The organism is Streptomyces sp. NRRL F-525, assembly GCF_000716605.1.
Lineage (GTDB): Bacteria > Actinomycetota > Actinomycetes > Streptomycetales > Streptomycetaceae > Streptomyces.
In genome coordinates this window covers 169,848-188,402 of the sequence record NZ_JNXE01000010.1, presented here as the reverse complement: position 1 = coordinate 188,402, position 18,555 = coordinate 169,848, and the positions used below count along the sequence as shown (strand labels likewise).

At 69.7% G+C, this 18,555-nt stretch carries 14 protein-coding genes; 10 read left to right on the top strand and 4 right to left on the bottom strand.

Features of this window, described 5'->3' with window-relative positions; genetic code table 11:
- The first annotated feature begins 3 nt into the window (after positions 1 to 3).
- On the top strand, positions 4 to 1,077 hold the full coding sequence (locus OO69_RS17315) for a pectinesterase family protein (protein ID WP_234444460.1): 1,074 nt from the start codon (positions 4 to 6) through the stop codon (positions 1,075 to 1,077).
- An 8-nt stretch (positions 1,078 to 1,085) separates the two neighbouring features.
- On the opposite strand, the gene OO69_RS17310 is transcribed toward OO69_RS17315, so the two are convergent.
- Positions 1,086 to 2,498 carry an RICIN domain-containing protein gene (locus tag OO69_RS17310; RefSeq protein WP_033281556.1) on the bottom strand — a complete coding sequence of 471 codons (1,413 nt, stop codon included), beginning with the start codon at positions 2,496 to 2,498 and terminating at the stop codon, positions 1,086 to 1,088.
- A gap of 188 nt (positions 2,499 to 2,686) precedes the next feature.
- Here OO69_RS17310 and OO69_RS17305 point away from each other — a divergent pair, with 188 nt between their 5' ends.
- Entirely contained in the window at positions 2,687 to 4,789 is a 2,103-nt protein-coding gene (locus OO69_RS17305; protein WP_033281555.1) for an autotransporter-associated beta strand repeat-containing protein, read from the top strand.
- A 152-nt stretch (positions 4,790 to 4,941) separates the two neighbouring features.
- Here OO69_RS17305 and OO69_RS17300 read toward each other — a convergent pair whose 3' ends face one another.
- Positions 4,942 to 6,054 carry an aminoglycoside phosphotransferase gene (locus OO69_RS17300; protein ID WP_033281554.1) on the bottom strand — a complete coding sequence of 371 codons (1,113 nt, stop codon included), beginning with the start codon at positions 6,052 to 6,054 and terminating at the stop codon, positions 4,942 to 4,944.
- A 111-nt stretch (positions 6,055 to 6,165) separates the two neighbouring features.
- On the opposite strand from OO69_RS17300, the gene mmuM reads away from it, so the two are divergent.
- On the top strand, positions 6,166 to 7,089 hold the full coding sequence (gene mmuM, locus OO69_RS17295) for a homocysteine S-methyltransferase (RefSeq protein WP_033281553.1): 924 nt from the start codon (positions 6,166 to 6,168) through the stop codon (positions 7,087 to 7,089).
- Here mmuM and OO69_RS17290 read toward each other — a convergent pair.
- Together OO69_RS17290 and OO69_RS17285 are read right to left on the bottom strand one after the other, a co-directional pair.
- The gene (locus OO69_RS17290; RefSeq protein ID WP_033281552.1) at positions 7,079 to 8,134 is read right to left on the bottom strand and encodes a LacI family DNA-binding transcriptional regulator; all 1,056 of its coding nucleotides are present in this window, start codon (positions 8,132 to 8,134) and stop codon (positions 7,079 to 7,081) included. The two genes, mmuM and OO69_RS17290, sit on opposite strands and share 11 nt — an antisense overlap.
- Before the next feature lie 178 nt (positions 8,135 to 8,312).
- Positions 8,313 to 9,905, bottom strand: a complete 1,593-nt coding sequence (locus tag OO69_RS17285; protein WP_033281551.1) for a carboxylesterase/lipase family protein — start codon at positions 9,903 to 9,905, stop codon at positions 8,313 to 8,315.
- Positions 9,906 to 10,152: 247 nt separating this feature from the next.
- On the opposite strand from OO69_RS17285, the gene OO69_RS17280 reads away from it, so the two are divergent.
- The 7 genes from OO69_RS17280 to OO69_RS17250 all read left to right on the top strand — a co-directional run bounded on the left by OO69_RS17280 (position 10,153) and on the right by OO69_RS17250 (position 18,519).
- Positions 10,153 to 11,166: a hydroxyacid dehydrogenase gene (locus tag OO69_RS17280; RefSeq protein ID WP_199810963.1), complete on the top strand. Its 1,014-nt coding sequence runs from the start codon at positions 10,153 to 10,155 to the stop codon at positions 11,164 to 11,166.
- A 120-nt stretch (positions 11,167 to 11,286) separates the two neighbouring features.
- Positions 11,287 to 12,378, top strand: a complete 1,092-nt coding sequence (locus OO69_RS17275; RefSeq protein WP_033281549.1) for a LacI family DNA-binding transcriptional regulator — start codon at positions 11,287 to 11,289, stop codon at positions 12,376 to 12,378.
- 177 nt (positions 12,379 to 12,555) lie between these two features.
- A complete protein-coding gene (locus OO69_RS17270; RefSeq protein WP_033281548.1) occupies positions 12,556 to 13,887 on the top strand; it encodes an ABC transporter substrate-binding protein in 1,332 nt (443 codons plus the stop codon).
- Positions 13,888 to 13,897: 10 nt separating this feature from the next.
- Complete coding sequence (locus tag OO69_RS17265; RefSeq protein ID WP_033281547.1) at positions 13,898 to 14,782, top strand: carbohydrate ABC transporter permease; 885 nt, start codon at positions 13,898 to 13,900, stop codon at positions 14,780 to 14,782.
- A complete protein-coding gene (locus tag OO69_RS17260) occupies positions 14,782 to 15,687 on the top strand; it encodes a carbohydrate ABC transporter permease (RefSeq protein WP_033281546.1) in 906 nt (301 codons plus the stop codon). Before OO69_RS17265 ends, OO69_RS17260 begins: the two co-directional genes overlap by 1 nt.
- Positions 15,684 to 17,276 carry a family 43 glycosylhydrolase gene (locus tag OO69_RS17255; RefSeq protein ID WP_033281545.1) on the top strand — a complete coding sequence of 531 codons (1,593 nt, stop codon included), beginning with the start codon at positions 15,684 to 15,686 and terminating at the stop codon, positions 17,274 to 17,276. The genes OO69_RS17260 and OO69_RS17255 overlap by 4 nt, the downstream gene beginning before the upstream one ends.
- A gap of 178 nt (positions 17,277 to 17,454) precedes the next feature.
- Complete coding sequence (locus OO69_RS17250; protein ID WP_033281544.1) at positions 17,455 to 18,519, top strand: LacI family DNA-binding transcriptional regulator; 1,065 nt, start codon at positions 17,455 to 17,457, stop codon at positions 18,517 to 18,519.
- The last annotated feature ends 36 nt before the right edge of the window (positions 18,520 to 18,555 follow it).

Sequence of the window (18,555 nt, the reverse complement as noted above, 5' to 3'; positions counted from 1 at the left end):
GGCATGACTGAGCCGAACACGCACCGCCGTTCCCCCGCCCGGCGTCGAGCCGCCGCCGTGGCGACCGGTACCGCGGCCGCCCTCGGGCTGGTCGCGGTGTCGCTGGTGACCCAGGCGCGGGCCGCCACCGTCATCACCGTCGCCAAGGACGGTTCGGGCCGATTCACCACCGTGCAGGCCGCTGTGAACGCGGCCGCCGCCGGGGACACCGTCTCCGTCGCGAAGGGTACGTACACCGAGATCGTCAACGTGCCTGTCGCCAAAACGGGGTTGACCATCCAGGGCGCCACCGGCAATGCCGAGGACGTCGTCATCACCTATGACCGGGCCGCCGGTTACACCGATGCGAGCGGCAACAAGTACGGGACGCTGGGCAGTTCGGTGGCGACCTTCTCGGCTAGCGGGCTGACCGTCACCGGGATCACCGTCCAGAACACCTTCGACAAGACGGCCCACCCCGACATCACCGACACACAGGCCGTCGCGATCACCGCGCAGGGCGACCGGCAGACGTTCACCAACGACCGGTTCATCAGCCGCCAGGACACCGTCCTCAACTGGTCGCCTTCGTCCACCGGCCAGTACCGGCAGTACTTCTACTCGTCGTTCATCTCCGGCGACGTCGACTTCATCTTCGGCAACGCCACCGCCGTCTACGACCGGGTCAACATCCAGCTGCGCAACTCGGGGGCCGCGGCCGGTGGTTTGAATGGCTTCCTCTCCGCGCCCAACACCAGCTCCGCGAAGACCTACGGCATCCTCGTCACCGGCAGCTCGATCACCAGCTCCGCCGCTGCCAACACGTACTACCTGGGCCGCCCTTGGCACCCGTCGGCGGACGCGGTGGGCCAACTGGTCGTCCGGCAGACCTCGTTGCCCGCCACCGTGAAGGTCGCCGGGCCCTGGACGGACATGAGCGGGTACTCCTGGAAGAACGCCCGCTTCTTCGAGTACAAGAACACCGGCGCGGGCGCGACGGTGAACTCCAACCGCCCGCAGCTCACCGACTCCCAGGCCGCGAGCTACACGGCCCAGAAGTACCTGGCGGGCACGGACGGTTGGAACCCGGTCCGGTAACCGTTCTCTCAACTACCGCGCGTCCACTGCTGGTTGGTCGCCCCGCTGCACGCGTACGTGATGATCGCGGCGGAGTTGGCGGTGGACGCGCCCGACACGTCCAGGCACTCTCCGCTCGTCCTGGCCTTGACGAGGACGTAACTGCCGGACGTGGTCAGGCTCCACTGCTGGGCGGTGGCGCCGGTGCAGTTCTCCTGGGTGACGTTGGTCGAGTTCTCCTGGAGGCACAACGAGCTGCCCCGGCCCATGAGTTCGTAGTAGCCGGTGCCGAGGTCCTTGAACCACCACTTCTGGTTGGTGCCACTGTTGCAGGTGTACTGGCTGATCGCGACGCCCTGCCACAACGACTGGTTGGCCACGTCCGCGCACTTGGCGCTGTTGCGGGCGATGAGCGTGTTGTACGTCGCGCTCGTGCCGCTGATCGTGCCGGCCGCCGTGTCGATCGACACCTCCGGGTACCAGGACGCCATGGACATCGAGGTGGTGGTCGGGAAGGTCAACGGCAGCCAGACGTAACGGGAGTCGTTGACGGTGCCGCCGAAGGAGTTGCCCCAGCGGTCGCCCATGTAGAGGTACGAGGTGCCCGAAGTCCCCGTGACCGGAAGGACGTAGGCGGTCTGCGAGTTGTACGCGGTCGAGTCGCCGACGTTGGTGAAGGCCGTCCACGGGCCGGTGATGCTGGTGGCGGTGGCGTACTGCTGCTGGTTGGCGCTCCAGCCGGTGGCGGCCGAAGTCAGCATGAAGTAGACGCCGTTGCGCTTGAACAGGGCCGGTGCCTCGCGGTGTCCGCCGACCCACGGGTTGGCGACCAGGCTGTCGATGGCGGTGTAGTCGGCGGTGAGTTTGTAGATGTGCAGGTCGTAGTTCTCGTTGGCGGCGGAGACCATGTACGCGGTGCCGTCGGTGTCGACGAACGTCGTGATGTCCCGGGACATGTTGTCGCCGAGCGGCTGGAAGCTGCCCTGGTAGGTGTAACTCCCGTCCACGGTCGAGGAGACGGCGACGGCGGCCTTGGCCTCGCTGTAGTCGACGCCGTTCTCCTTGTGCATCCACATCACGAACTTGCCGGTGGACGCGTTGTAGATGACCTTCGGCCGCTCGATGTAGGCGGTGCCCAACTCGGAGGCGCTGGACTGGGTCAGGACGTGGTTGCGGAACTCCCAGTTCTTCAAGTCGGTGGAGCGGTACGCGTCCACGTACTTGAAGGTGTTGTCGGCGTTGCGGTCCTCGCCGAACCAGTAGTAGTAGCTGCCGACTTTGATCACCCCGCCGCCGTGCGCGTGCACGGCGTTGCCCGAAGTGTCCGTGAACTGAACGCCGTTGGTGATGGTCTGGGCGGCGGCCTGGGCCGGTCCGGCGGTCACCAGGGCCGCGGCGAGCACGCAGCACAGGGCGACGAGGATTGCGTACACACGTCTCATCTGACGCCTCTCGGAGGTGTGGGGGGGGAGAGCAGGTAGGAGTGGGGGGTTCGGGATTTCGTACGTCATCTGTCATTACGAACGCCGAAAAGGTAAGGGTGTGTTACGGGAAGGTCAACGGGTCGCGCGTGACAAAGACGGTCGCGAAGTTTCTGTTATCGGCGCCGCCGACGCCCGTCTCCAGTGACGTGCGCAGCCATACCCACAAGACCTCAGCCGCCGTAGGCGCCCTCGCGACCGTCGCCCTCCTGGTCGGCGCTCCCCCGGCCTCGGCCGTCGGCACCCGTGACGCGACCGCCGACGTCCTCGCGGACCGCGACGTCACGCTCACCGGCGACACGGTGGTCACCGTGCCGTCCGGGACGACGACGTACGACGGGGTGTTCCGCGGCCAGGGCACGCTCACCGTGCGAGGCGGCGGCACGCTGATCCTCACCAAGGACAGCGACTTCACGCTCCCCGCGTCCCGGCAGCGGCAGAAGGTGACCACCCAGGGCGGCAACCACCCGTACACCACCGTCAGCAACCCGGACCCGCCCGCGATCACGGTCGCGAGCGGCACAACTCTCCAGTACGGCACGGGCGGTGGGACGGGCCTGATCGGCCACTTCCCTTACAACACCCCCGGCTATCAGTTGAATCAGCTCAACGTCCGGGTCGACGGCACCCTGCGCCTCTCCCTGACCCGCACCTTCAACATCGGCACGATCAGCGGCTCGGGCCTGGTCACCCAGCCGCGCAACATGTGGGGGACGCTCGACCTAGCCGGAACTCACCCTTTCTCAGGGGTGATTGACAACGGCACCGGCATGGCGGTCGGCCGCCCCGAGTACCCGGTGGCACTGCCCAACGCCCGCGCGATCCTCAACCAGGGTTCCTGGATCATCGACACCCCGCTCTACCAGACGATCACCCTGCGCCAGAACTTCTACCAGCGCGAGTACGGCAGCGACGTCAACGTCCACTCGCGCCCCGGCAGCAAGGTCGTCCTCACCGGCCAGTACAGCTACAGCGACCAGGGCGGCGACACGAACCCCTCACTCAGCGACTCGAACCTCAACTGGCGTGCGATAGCCCACCAGTTGAACAAGCGCGGCACCAACATCGAGGGCGCGAACGTCCAGTGGGGCGACGGCACCACCCACCAGATCTTCATGCCGGGCACCAAGGACACCGTCTACATCAACCTCCATGCGGCGAGCGGGGTCCGCTCCAAGCTGACCTTCGACTACGACGGTCCGGTCACCCTGGGCGCGCCGATCGGCGGCGGCAGGTACCACGACACGCTGGCCGCGCCCGGCGCCGGGGACATCGTGATCGCGGGGACGCGCGGGAACGACGTGACCTTCGCGGCTCCGCAGTACTACGACGGTTCCACGACCGTGGAGAAGGGCGCGGTGCTGCGGCTGGGGTCCGGGAAGCCGGGCGGCGACGGCGGACTGCTGACCGGTACCGAGGGGCGGCGGATCGTCGACGACGGGACCCTTGTCGCGGAAAACGTTGCACTTCCCATAAAACTGTCACACTTTGGCGGGAAGGGGTCCCTCGTCCAGTCCGGCGCCGCGACAACGACACTGACGGGCCCTGCGGTGACGTACACGGGGACGACGACGATCTCGAAGGGCACGCTGGCCCTGCGGTCGGGGGCAACCCTCGCCCACAGCAAGGCGATTCGGCTCACCTCGGCGGGCGCCCGGCTGGACGCGGGCACGGCAGGCCTGCGTGTGTCGACTGATCTAACCGGTGTGGGCACGGTGAAAGGTTCGGTGACGAACGACAGCGTGGTGACCACCGGGCTCACCGTGACCGGGAACTACACGCAGAGCGCGAAGGGCGAACTGGTCCTGCGCGACAAGCCGTTGAAGGTGGGAGGCAAGGTCGTCCTGGCGGGCGACCTGGACCTCTCGGCCGCCGGAACGCACCCCGCGCGGACCATCACGATCCTCGACCACACGGGCAAGGGCTCAACGACCGGCACCTTCAAGGGACTTCCCGAGGGCACCAAACTCAAGCTCGCCAACACGACGTACCGCATCACCTACCGGGGCGGCGACGGCAACGACGTCGTCCTGACCACCGTCACCACAAGCAGCCCCTCCCCCACCACCCACCCCAAGTTGCCCTCCGGGACGACGCTCTCCGAGGCCCGCACGACAAACACCGCCCGCAGCGACGGCTTCGGCTGGTGGCCCTACGCCCTCGGACTAGGCCTACTCGGCGGCCTGTTGGTCCCAGCAACCAAGCACACCCGGGCAAGCGGCAGGCGCAGGGGCGGAAAGCACGCGTCTTAAACGCCGGTTCGCCCCCCCAGAGGCCCGGGGGCAGAAAGCACGCGTCTCAAACGCCGGTTCGGCAACCCCCTAGGGGCGCGGGGAACTGCGCGACCAGCCACAACGGCGCCGCAGCAAAACGACAACCCATCGCGGCACAACCACCGTCGTACCTAACGGCCACTAGGCGCCTCCGGAAACCCCACCTGCGGGGCCAGCACCCGCGCCTCATCGGCCCACCCCGCAAGAAAGGCAAGGACCAACCCCCGCTCCCGATACCGGAGTTCCGCAGAGACGGCACGCTCACCGCCATAGTCCCGCTGCTCCTCGCCCGCGCGCGCGAGCATGGCGCCGGCGAGCCAGTCGTACTTCACCACGGAGGCACACACCCCGAGCCGCACGAGCCGTTCATCGACCCGGCTCCCCGCCCCCTGCAGGCCGTGCAGATACGCGTCATAGGCCCGCGCCGCATAGCCCGGCAGATCGGCGGCCGAGACGAACAGGTCGAAGACGGAGTCAGGAAGGTAGTTGCCGAGATCCTCGCCGAGGGCACCATCGCCGGCGAAGGCCCAGTCGAACAGAACGCTGTCCGGGCCCTGCGAACGGACGTTGGCGGGCCACTGGTCGAGATGACTGAAAGCACGCGGCAGGGCCTCCATGACGTCCAAGAACCACTCCCGGTCGTGGTGCAGCCGGACCATGTCCTGACGCAGCCCGACGGGGAAGTGGTCGCGAACCAGGGGCTGTTGCCAGGCTTCGTCGTCGTCGAGGAGTTCCTCGCCAACCGTGTTGCTGCCGACGTACTGACGCAGGAAGCGGTGCGAGAGCCACGGTTCATCGGGGACCGGGACGGCCCCCTGCGCGGCACCGAGACGGCGGGCGCGTTCGACATGCCGGGTCAGCGGCCAGGCAGTTCCCGGCTCGCCCACCACCCGCTCAAGCCACAACGCGACATCCCCGTCGGCCCGTTCGACCCGGGCGAGCAGTCGGGGCGCGCGGATACCGTACGGCTGCCAGCTCCGCGCGAGCCCGGAGTCGTAGACCTCAGCCTCGCGCAGCCAGTAATTCCAGTGGCGGGGATCGTCCGAGGCGGCCCAGCGGGCGGTGGTGTCCTTGCTACGGGTGAGGACCTTGAGGACGGCCGTGCGATCGCCCGCGGTGATGACCCAGACGCCCGCGGTGACGCCGTTCTTGGCGTTGTGGGTGAGCGTGGCCGCGCCGACCGATCCGTCGGAGTGCCCCAGGACGTCGCGCGCTTCGGCCCCCGTGGCCACGATGTCGAGCATGCGGGCAAGGCTAGCGCCCACAGAAATCCCCTAGGTGTCCAGATTCCGGGCATACCGTTCGCCAGCTGGACGCGGCCCCGGCTCCGCGGCCGTATCGACTAGCGTCGAGGCATGACCAGCGACACCGCTCCCCTCCTCGCCGACGCCCTCGCCGCCGGGACCCTCGTCCTCGACGGCGGGCTGTCCAACCAGCTCGGGGCGGCCGGGCACGACCTGAGCGACGAGCTGTGGTCGGCGCGGCTGCTCGCGGACCAGCCCGAGGCGATCACCCAGGCGCACCTCGCGTACTACGAGGCGGGCGCCGACGTGGCGATCACCTCCAGCTACCAGGCCACCTTCGAGGGCTTCGCGAAGCGCGGGATCAAGCACGACCGGGCCGCCGAACTCATCGCCCTGAGCGTGGAGTTGGCCATCGACGCGGCGGTGGAGGCGGGGCGCCGGGGCATCGAGCGGCCGCTCTACGTGGCGGCCTCGGTCGGACCGTACGGCGCGATGCTCGCGGACGGCTCCGAGTACCGGGGCCGGTACGGGCTGAGCGTCGCCGAGTTGGAGGCCTTCCACCGACCCCGCCTGGAAGTACTGGACGTCGTCGGGCCCGACGTGCTGGCCTTCGAGACGATCCCGGACACCGACGAGGCCGAGGCACTGCTGCGCGCGGTGCGCGGACTGCGGACGCCCGCCTGGCTGTCGTACTCGATCGCGGGCGACCGCACCCGCGCCGGGCAGCCGCTGGAGGAGGCGTTCGCGCTCGCCGCCGAAGCGGACGAGATCATCGCGGTCGGCGTCAACTGCAGCGCCCCCGAGGACGTCGAGGGCGCGATCGAGATCGCCGCCCGCGCCACCGGCAAGCCGGTCGTCGTCTACCCCAACAGCGGTGAGACCTGGGACGCCAACGCCCGTGCGTGGACGGGCAGTTCCACTTTCACCGCCGAACAGGTCGAGGGCTGGCGGGCATCCGGCGCGCGGCTGATCGGGGGGTGCTGCCGGGTGGGACCCAAGGCGATCACATCCATCAGGCAGACGCTCACACCGTGATCGCCGCGATCGAGTCCCGCACCACCACATGCGTGCCCAGCAGCAGGTGCTCGTCCGGTGACTCCGCCGTGCGACCCAGCGCGGTGCGTACGGCGAGGCGGCCCAGTTCCTCGTAGGGGACATGGACCGTGGTCAGGGCCGGGTACAGGTCGCGGGCGAACGGAATGTCGTCGTAACCGGCCAGCGAGACATCGCCGGGGACGTCCAGACCCGCCTCGTGCAGCGCGGTGAGCGCGCCCGCCGCGACCATGTCGGTGGCGGCGACCACGGCCGTGAACTCCAGTTTCCGGCTCAGGGCGTGGCGCATCAGGCGGTGGCCCGAGTCGCGGGTGAAGTCGCCGTGGAGCAGGAGTTCCGGGTCGGGTTCGAGGCCGCGGGCGCGGTGCGCGGCGAGGTAACCGCGTTCACGTCCCTGCGCGGTCGCGTGGTCCGGCTTGCCGCCGAGGAACAGGACGCGCTGGTGGCCCTGGGCCAGGACGTGCGCGACAAGGGCGTACGCGCCGCCTTCGTTGTCGTACTCGATGACCGTGACCGGTGCGCCCGGGCCGAGCGGCGGTCGCCCGCAGAGCACGAGCCGCGAGCCCGCCGCCGCGAGCGAGTCGGCGATACGGCGGGTGCGCTCGCGGTACTCGGGGGTGTCCGCGGTGCCGCCGACCAGGATCACGGCGGCGGTGCGCTGGGCGCGCATGGTCTCGATGAAGTCCAGTTCGCGCTGGACGTCCCCCTCCGTGCTGCACACCAGGCACAGGTGGCCGAGCCGGGTCGCCTCGCGCTCCACACCGTGTGCCATCAGCGCGAACGACGGTCCCGTGATGTCCTCCAGGACGAACGCGAGGGTCGGCGTCCCGACGCCGGCGACGGCCTTGGCGCGCGCGTCGGCGACGTAGTCCAGTTCGCGTACGGCCCGCAGCACGCGCGTGCGGGTCGCCGTGCTCACCGGGTACTCGCCGCCGAGCACCCGCGACACCGTGGACGCGGACACCCCGGCGTGGGCCGCCACGTCCCGGATGGTGCTCCCGCTCGCGTCCTGGCTCTTCCTGGTCATGTACCGCCTCGCCCCTCCCCGGCCTGTGGCAACACTCCGGCAACCGGTTCCCTGCGCGGAGAGTAGCAGCGGGCGCCGGTCGGGAGGAGGGGCGTGCGTCGGCCAATTCCCCTACGTCAGCACGGCAGTTGTCGGCAGCCGACGTTGGGCAACCGGTTTCCACGCCGTACGACCACCCTCACGACGACCGCCGCACATCCCCCGTCCGCCGCAACCGCCGTACCACCGCCCGCAGTTCGGTGGCACTCCGCACGGGCGCCGCACCCTCACCCTCGACCGGAACCACCGCTTCCTTCGCCTTCGTCACGGCGTCGGCAGCCCACAGGGCGAACTCGGGGTCGCGCGGCCCGTGCGCGACATACGGCTCGCCCTCCCCGAAGACGCGGACCGGGTGCGTGTCGTCCCAGGTCTGCCACCCGGGATCGCCGTCCACCGCGAACCGCACCCACGCCCCGTGCATCGCGTCGGCCAGATCCTGCGGCGCACCCTGGCCCGCGAGCTTGGCGGACTCGGGGATCTCGCCGGTGTCGAAGACGAAGCCGAGTTCCAGGGCGTGGCAGGAGCCGAGGTCGGGGCGGTTGGAGGGCCAGGCGAACTCGTAGACGTGGGAGGTGCCGGGGCGGGCGTCGGCGAGGCGGTGCAGGGGGTAGCGCAGGAGGTGGTCGGTGACGAGCTGACCGACGGTCTCGGCGGTGCCGGCGCCGGGGTGCAGGGCGCGGTAGCCGCGCGGGACCTCGACTCCGCAGTGGCAGCGGGCCATCGCGCCGGCCAGGGCGACCGCGCCGAGCCGGTCGACGCGCTCGTGCAGGCCGCCGGGAACCAGCCACAGCCGGTACTCGTCGCGGGTCCAGCCCAGCATGAGGTCGACGCCCCGGCCCACCTCGCCCTCGACGAGCGCCTCCAGCGGGTCGCGGGGCACGAGGTCGCCGTCGATGACGATCCCGAACGTGGGGCCGCCGAGCACCGGGCTGCTGAGCTTGCCCACGTCGGCCTGGGTGCGGAGCAGGAGTTCGCGGTCGACGGCGGCGAAGGCCTCGGCGGTGGCGGGGATCTTCAGGCGGGTCGCCATCCGGCGCACCATCCGCCGCACCTTGTCGCGGTCGAAGGCCTCCGGTGGCCCGCTCTGCAGCACGGCCCGGCGCACCAGCCCCTGGGCCTGCGGGGCGGCGATCAGGGCGCCGATGCTGATCGCTCCGGCGGACTGGCCGAAGAGGGTGATCCGGTCGGGGTCGCCGCCGAACGCCGCGATCGACTCGTGCACCCAGCGCAGCGCGGCGAGCTGGTCGCGCAGGCCGGGGTTGGCGGGGGCGTCCGGGAAGAGGCCGTAACCCTCCACGCCTAGGCGGTAGTTGACCGAGACCATGACGACACCGTCGCGGGCGAAGGCGTGTCCGTCGTAGACCGGGACGGCCGACGAACCCCGGGTCAGCGCGCCACCGTGCAGCCACACCATGACCGGCAGCCGGGCGCCCGGGCCGGGTTCCGGGGTCCACACGTTGAGGTTGAGGCAGTCGTCGCCGGGCACGACCGGGTCGGAGAGCAGTTTGGCGAAGGCTTCGGAGTACGGCGGTTTCGGCGCGGTCGGTCCGAAGGCGAGCGCGTCGCGCACTCCGGTCCAGGGCTCGGGCGGGACGGGCGGGCGGAACCGGTGGGGACCGATCGGGGGTGCCGCGTAGGGGATGCCCCGGAAGACCGCGATCCCGTTCTCGTACCGGCCGCGCACCGACCCGTAGGGGGTGGCGACCACGGGGTTCAGCTGCTCTGCCCTCATCTGCCCACCAGCTCCTCGTCGCGCTCGTGAACCATGTTCATCAGAGCATCACATCGCGCCCGGCTATTCCGGCGGACGAACTCCGCTGGACGGGTCATGCCGCGCGGAATCACCCGCTTCCGGTCCCGGAACCGATCGAAATATTTCCGCGCCCGGGGTCCCTTCTCACCGATTGACCCCCGCTCCACGGCAGATCTACGGTAGAAGACGTTTTCAGAAAACGTTTCCCACCCCGTACTGGAGGGTCATGCCCAGCGCCCAGCCGCCGAGGGCCGTGTTCGCCATGGATCCGGTGCACCTGCCCCTGCTCTTCCCCTCACCCCTGATGGACCGGCTCCGGCAGACGGCCGAGATCGAACCAGGGCTCGTCGTAAGGGACTTCGGCGCACCCGAGGCCGCCCGGGCCCTGGCCGAGGCCGAGGTCCTGATCACCGGGTGGGGCTGCCCGCACCTCGACGCCGACGCGCTGGCGGCGGCACCCCGGCTGCGCACCGTGCTGCACGCGGCGGGCTCGGTCCGCTCGCTGGTCGGCGAGGCCCTGTGGGAACGCGGGGTAACCGTCTCCAGCGCGGTCACCGGCAACGCGCTCCCGGTCGCGGAGTACACCCTCGCGATGATCCTGCTGGCCGGGAAGGACACCTTCGCCCAGCGGGACCGCTTCCGGACCACGCACACGTACCCGACACCCGCCGAGACCGCGCCGATCGGCAACCTCGGCCGCCGCATCGGCGTCATCGGCGCCTCCCGGGTGGGCCGCCGACTGCTGGAGCTGCTGCGGCCGTACGACTTCGAGGTTCTGCTGCACGACCCGTACGTCAGCGTCACCGAGGCCGCCGTGCTGGGTGCCGAACTCCTGCCGCTGGACCACCTGTTGAGCGGCAGCGACATCGTGACCCTGCACGCCCCCGACATCCCCGAGACACAGCGCATGCTGGACCGCGGGCGGCTCGCGCTCATCCGGGACGGCGGGGTGCTGATCAACACCTCGCGAGGCGCCCTGATCGACCACGAGGCCCTCACCGACGAGCTGCTGTCCGGCCGCCTGACCGCGATCCTCGACGTCACCGAACCCGAACCGCTGCCCCCCACGTCCCCGCTGTACCAACTCCCCAACGTCTTCCTCACCCCGCACATCGCGGGCTCCCTCGGCAACGAACTGGCGCGGCTCGGCGGCATCGTCGTCGACGAGCTGGAACGCCTGGCCGCGGGCCTGCCACCGGCCCACGAGGTACGGCACGCGGACCTGGCCCGTGTCGCCTGATCCGCGCCGTCCACAGGCCACCGCACCGGGAACGACCTTGGGATACGGTTTCCGGACCGGCGCGGGGTCAGGCCCTAGAGCGCCCGGCGGGAACGCGGTCATGGTGAAGGAGTCGCTACGGTGAGTCAGCGCAAGGCGTCGGGCGACATCGGCCGGGCGACGATCCGGGACGTGGCGGAGCGCGCCGGGGTCTCCGTGGCGAGCGTCTCGCGCGTGCTGTCCGGCAACTACCCGGTGTCGGAGGAGCTGCGCCGCCGGGTGATGAAGGTCGTCGGCGACCTGGACTACGTCACCAACGCGCACGCCCGTTCCCTGGCCGGCGGCGGTACGCCCACGGTGGCGATCCTGATCAACAACATCACCGGCGCGGCGTTCGCCCACGTGGCCAAGGGAGTTGAGGGTGCGGCCACCCTGCGCGGCTGGCTCTCCCTGGTCGGCACGACCGGCGACGACCCGGAGCGCGAGCTCGCACTGGTCAACCTCATGCGCCAACAGGGCGTCGCCGCCGTGGTGTTGCTGGGCGGGGCGTACGACGTCGACGAGTACCAGCTCCGCATGGCCCGCTTCGCCCGCTCCCTCGACGCGGCGGGCTCGCACCTCGTGCTCGTCGGCCGCCCGCCGCTGGAGGGCGACGTCCCGGCGACGACGGTCGACTACGACAACGAGGGCGGCGCCTACGCCATGGCCAGCCACCTCCTCTCGGCGGGCCACCGCCGCGTCCTGGTACTCCCCGGGCACGCCGAACTCACCACCGCCCAGGGCAGGTTGAGGGGTGCGCAACGGGCCTTCGAGGCGTACGGCGTGCCGTTCGACCCGGGGATGGTGCGGCACGGGCCGTACGACTACGAGCACGGGTACGAGGCGGTGGAGGACACCCTGAAGGAGGGCGTGGACTTCACCGCGGTGCTCGCGGGGACCGACGTGGTCGCCGCGGGCGCCATGCAGGCACTGCGCGCGGCGGGTCTGCGGGTGCCGGAGGACGTGTCGATCGTGGGCTACGACGACATCCCGCTGGCCTCCCAGCTCACCCCGCAGCTCACCACCGTGCACGTCCCGTACGAGGAGATGGGCCGGGTCGCGCTGCGCGCGGTGGCGGACCGGCGCGAGGGCGGCGGCACGGGCCGGCGCAGGGGCGGCGACGGCGACCATCTGGTCCTGGGCACGCATGTCGTCGTACGGAACTCGGTGCGGCCGCCGGCGCGGCGCGACTAGGCGCACCGGAAGATCCTTCGTTACGTAACCGGTTTCCCTTTAAAGTCCCTGGCCAGAGCGGGTCTGTCCAGGGACGTCGAAACAAGTTGCTGCACACCTCTTGCTCCGAACATGCCTCGGTGCCTACCTTCCCAGCAACCGGTTTCTACCTCTTCTCTTCCGAAGGAACACGGCCTGATGAACTTCACCAGCCCCCGGAGAAGGTTCGCCCGTGCAGCCGTCGCGAGCCTCGCGCTGACAGGTCTGCTCTCCGCCTGTGGCGGATCCGGCTCGGGAGACAAGACGTCTTCCGGTCCGGTCACCCTCCCCTTCTGGGGCTGGGCCAACGGGCAGGACGCGGTCGTGAAGGCGTTCAACGCCGCTCACAAGGACGTCAAGCTCAAGTACACCAAGGTCACCGACCAGTTGACGATGCAGAAGCAGCTGACCAACGCGGTCAAGGCCGGCAACGCGCCCTGCCTGGTGCAGAACACGGCGGAGTACGTGACCACCTGGGTCTCGCAGGGCGCGCTCGCCGACATCTCGAAATACGTCTCCGCCGACAAGGACAAGTTCAACGCGGGCTCGTGGGCCAGTGCGCAGGTGCAGGGCAAGTCCTATGGCGTGCCCACGAGTTCGGCCCCCGCGTTCACGATCTACCGCACCGACGTCTTCAAGAAGTACGGCCTCAAGGCGCCGACGACCTGGGACGAGTTCATCGCCGCGGGCAAGGTCCTGAAGAAGCACGGCGTCAAGATCACCAACTATGCCGGTGAGGACCCCAGCACCCTGGAGGTGCTCTCCATGCAGGCCGGGGCGCACTGGTACGCCATCGACGGCAACTCCTGGAAGGTCGACTTCCAGGACGCGGGCAGCCTCAAGGCAGCCCAGGTGATCCAGGACATCATCGACAACGACCTCAACTCCAAGCTCTCGTTCGCCGATTACGCGGCCGTCCAGCGCAACTACGACGACGGCGGCACCGCGACCCGGCAGATCTCCACCTGGCAGATGGCGGGCATGGTGCAGAACTTCACCAAGTCCGACGGCAAGTGGGCGCTGTCGCCCTGGCCGACGTTCGCGGGCGAGGCGGCCAAGACGCCGGCCGGGACCAACCAGAGCGGTGGGGTCACCCTGGTGACCAAGCAGTGCGCGCACCAACAGCAGGCCGCCGAGGCCGCGTTGTGGATGTCGACCAACACCGGTGCGGTGAAGACGATGGCGAGCCCGACCACCGGCAACGGTGTGATGCCGGCGCTGGCCGACAGCAACGCGTACGTCGCCGAGTCGATCTCCGACAAGCTCCTCGGCACGAACTACGAGCCCGCGAAGCAGATCGTCACCGACAGCCTCAACACCGTCACCTCGGACTGGGTGTTCGGCCCGGACTGGACCGCGATGTTCACCGAGCTGCAGACGGGCTGGGCGAAGGTGATGAACAAGCAGGAGAAGGTCACCGATCTGCTGGCGCACATGCAGGAGTGGACGGTCAAGGACCTGAAGTCCCGCGGTATCAGCGTCAAGGGCTGAGGCAGCGCCGATGATCCGTTCCCAGCGCTGGAAGGGTGCCGCGTTCACGGTGCCCTTCCAACTCGGTTTCGTCTTCCTGTACTTGATACCGATCGGGTACGCCGTCTACGAGTCGCTGTTCGTGGAGCACCAGTCGGGGCTCGGTCTCGGCGGCTCCACGCAGCGGTTCTCCGGCCTGGACAACTACCAACAGGGCCTGACCGACTCGGCGTTCATGAACTCGGTCCTGCGCGTGGTGCTGTTCGCGTGCGTGCAGATCCCGGTGATGCTGCTCATCAGCCTGCTGCTGGCGCTGTTCCTGGACGCGCTGTCCTCGAAGGCCGCGGGCCGCTTCCGCATCTTCCTCCTCGTGCCGTACATGATCCCCGGGGTGGTCGCGGCGATCGTGTGGATCAACCTGTACAGCCCGGACGTCGGCCCGTTGACGTCGCTGGGCAAGGTGTTCGGGCTGTCCTGGAACTTCTTCGCGCCCTCGATGGTCTGGCCGTCCATCGGCAACCTGCTGACCTGGCACGGCATCGGCTACAACATGGTCATCATCTACGCCGCGCTCCAGGGCGTCCCCCGCGACCTCTTCGAGGCGGCCCGCCTCGACGGCGCCTCCGAGTTCCGGGTCGCCACAAGCATCAAAATCCCTTACGTACGAGGGGCGTTGGTGCTGACCGGGATGCTCTCGATCATCCAGATGCTGCAGATCTTCAACGAGCCGGCGCTGTTCCGGAACGTCACCCCGCAGACGGTGAACGACAGCTTCACGCCCATCATGATCATCTACAACCAGGCGTTCAACGCGGGCAACTACCACTACGCGGCGGCCCTTTCGGTCCTCCTCGCCCTCATCCTCGGCCTCGCCTCCTTCCTCTTCTACCGGCTCACCGCGAAGGAGGCCGACTGATGACCCTCACCGAAGAACGCCGGAACGCCCATCAGGTCCGCCGCCTCAACAAGCCCGATCCGGCGGCCCGTTCACGCGGCGGCCAGCGTTTCCTCCTCGTCGGCCTCGTCCTGGCCAGCGCCTACAGCCTGTTCCCGGTGTGGTGGCTGATCGTCGCCGCGACCAAGGACCGCACGGGCCTGTACCAGAGCAACGGCCTCTGGTTCTCGGGCATGCACCTGTGGGCGAACGTGCGCCAGGTCTTCACCTACGAGAACGGCATCTTCCTGCGCTGGACCGCGAACTCCTTCCTCTACGCGGGAGTCGGCTCCCTGGGCGGCACGCTCATCGCCCTCGCGACGGGCTACGGCCTCGCGCGCTTCGAATTCCCGGGCCGCAACGCGGTGTTCGCGTGCGTGGTGGGCTCGTTCCTGATCCCGATCGCGCTGCTCACCCTCCCGCTGTACCTGATGTTCTCGAAGATCGGCCTGGTGGACACCCCCTGGGCGATGCTGATCCCCTGCCTGATCAACCCGTTCAGCGTGTACCTCGCCAAGGTGTACACGGAGGCCACGGTCCCCTTCGAACTCCTGGAGGCGGCCCGCCTGGACGGCGCGGGCGAACTCCGCATCTTCTTCAGCATCGTGCTGCGGATGATGACGACGGGCGGGGCAACCGTCTTCCTCCTGGCCTTCGTCAACACCTGGAACGCCTTCTTCCTCCCGCTGACCGTCCTGCGCGGCGAGGAGAACTGGACCCTCAACCTCGGCCTCTACAACTGGTCAGGAAAACGTATGGAGTCGGGCGTCGACCTCACCAGCCTGGTCCTCACCGGCGCACTCCTGTCGATCGTCCCGATGGCCGTGATGATGGTCGCGATGCGCCGCTACTGGCGTACCGGGGTCACCCTGGGAGCCCTCAAGTGACCTTGCTGCACAACCCTGTTGTCCGCGGTTTCGCCCCCGATCCCTCGATGGTCAGGGTCGGCGACCGGTACTACGTGGCGACCAGTTCCTTCGAGTGGTTCCCCACCATCCCGATCCACCGCTCCCGCGACCTGGCCGACTGGCAGTACGCGGGCCACGTCCGGGGCGCGGTCCCCGGCGACTCCCTGGCGGGCGTCCCGGACTCGGGCGGCGTCTGGGCACCCTCGCTGAGCTGGGACAGCGAGCGGTTCTGGATGACGTACGCGATCGTCCGCTCGGTCGGCACCCCGTACTTCGACGCCGACACCTACATCACCACGGCCTCGGACGTCAGCGGGAAGTGGGCTGCCCCGCGCCGGGTCGCGAGCCACGGTTTCGACCCGGCGCTGTTCCACGACGAGGGCCGGCTGTGGCTGCTCAACCTCCAGAACGACTGCCGCCCCGGCGGCCGCCGCTTCGCGGGCATCGTCGCGACCGAACTGGACCGCGACACACTCGCCCCGACCGGCGCTACGCACCTGCTGCTCCAACACGAACGGCTCGTCGAGGGGCCGAAGTTGGTGCGGCGGGGTGGCTGGTACTACCTGATCCTCGCGGAGGGCGGCACGGGGTTCGAGCACGGGGTACGGGTGGCGCGCAGCCGTACGATCACGGGTCCGTACGAGCTCGACGACCACCCCTTGCTGACCTCCCGGGACGATCCGTCGGTGCCGTTGCAGAAGGCCGGCCACGGTGAACTGGTCGAACTGCCGGGCGGGGAGTGGGTGTTGAGCCATCTGGCGGCACGGCCGGTACAGACACCGGACGGGCCGCGCTGCACGCTGGGCCGGGAGACGGCGATCCAGGCCGTGACGTGGGACGAGGACGGCTGGCCGAGGCTACGGCAGGGCGGCTGGCATCCGGCGGTGGAGGTGGACGTACGGACAAGTCCCGCCCTGCTGGACCAAGTCCCCGATTCCGACGGGCCGTTGGGCTGGCCGTGGAGCAGTCCGCGCGCGTACCCCGACCCCTCCTGGGCCGACGCCTCCACCCGCCCCGGCTGGATCCGGCTGCGCGGGCGGCACGGGCCGGAGTCGCGGTGGGCGCACAGTCTGCTCGCCCAGCGGATCACGGAGCACCGGGCGGAGGCCGAAGTCACCGTAGAAGCGCGGCCGTTGACGTTCACGCAGGCGGCGGGGCTGGTGCTCTGGTACGGCGCCGAGGCGTATCTGAGCCTGCATCTGACCTGGGCGGAACCCGAGGGTGAGGGGCAGCGGGGACAGCAGTGGCGGGGCGGTGGTCGTACGGTCCTGAGCCTGGTGGAGCGGGACGAGGACGGCACCCGGCAGGTGGCCGTCGTAGGCGTGGATGGCGGTGCGCCCCTGACGCTGGGGGTGACGGTCGAGGGGGCCGAGGCGCGGTTCTGGTGGGTGCGTGAACATCAACGGACGCCGATCGGGCCGGAGTTGGACTTCAGTCGGTTGTCCGACGACTACGGGTCGCGGCTGCGGTTCACCGGGGCGATGGCGGGGATCCATGCGTGGGATCCGGTCGACGCGCGGTTCACCGCCGATTTCACCGGCTTCCGCCTCGACTGTCTGCCCGGCTGACCTGTTCGGGGTTTCGAAAGGTCCGGTCGGCGCCATCGGGTGAACTCCCTGGTCTTCCCGCCGCGTTGACGCGCACCTATCGTAGGAAGCGCTTTCTGTACGGCTGGTGGTCCAGTCGGGGAAGCAGCGCTGGCCGAAACTTTCGATGCCCTCGGGCGGGCTGGAGAGGTGGTACCCGATGGTCCGTACGGGGAGCGCGAGCGTGACGGCAGGGCCGACGCTGGCGGTCGTGGCCCGGGAGGCGGGGGTGTCCGTGCCGACGGCGTCCAAGGTGGTCAACGGCCGGGAGGACGTGGCGCCGGAGACGCGGCGGCGGGTGACGGAGGCGCTGGAGCGGCTCGGGTATGTGCGCAGGCCGCGGTTCGACGCGGGCAAGGCGCCGGGGATGGTCGACCTGGTGGTGCACTCGCTGGAGAGTTCGTGGTCGGGGGCGGTGCTGCACGGGGTGGAGGAGGCGGCGTACCAGGCCGGGCTCGAGGTGGTGGTTTCGGCGGGGCTGACTCGGACGCGGGCGGACCGGCCCGAACGGGGCTGGCTGGACAAGCTGGTTGGCCGGGGTTCGGCCGGAGCCCTGTTCAATCTGGCGGAGTTGACGCCGTCCCAGTACTCCTGGCTCGACCAGCACCGCATCCCGTTCGTGATGATCGACCCCGTGCACGAGCCGCCGCCGGGCGTGGTGTCGGTCGGCGCGGCCAACTGGCAGGGCGGGGTGACCGCGACCGAGCATCTGCTCGCCCTGGGCCACGAACGCGTCGCCGTCATCGCCGGTCACCGCCACAAGATGTGCAGCAGCGCCCGCGTCGCCGGCTACCGCTCCGCGCTCGCCGCCGCCGGCGTACCCGTGCGCCCCGAGTACATCCGCCACGGCGGCTTCGACCAGGCCATGGCCCGCAGCCGTATGCGCGAGCTCCTCGACCTGCCCGAGCCGCCCACGGCGGTCTTCGTCTGCTCCGACCGGATGGCGCTCGGGGTCTACGAGGCTTTGGCGGAACGGGAGTTGAGCGTCCCGGGCGACATCAGCGTGGTCGGTTTCGACGACCTTCCCGAGGCCCGCTGGGTGACTCCGGCGCTGACCACGATCCGGCAGCCGCTGTCGGAGATGGCGGCGACGGCGCTGCGGTTGCTGGTACGGCTGATGGACGGGGACCGGCCGGAGGGGACGCGGACGGAGTTGTCGACGCGGTTGGTGGAGCGGGCGAGCACGGGGGCGCCGGGCGGCCGGTACGCCGACCGCAGATCGTGACCGTGGCTGCGGTGACCGCCGGTCGGTAGCCTGCCG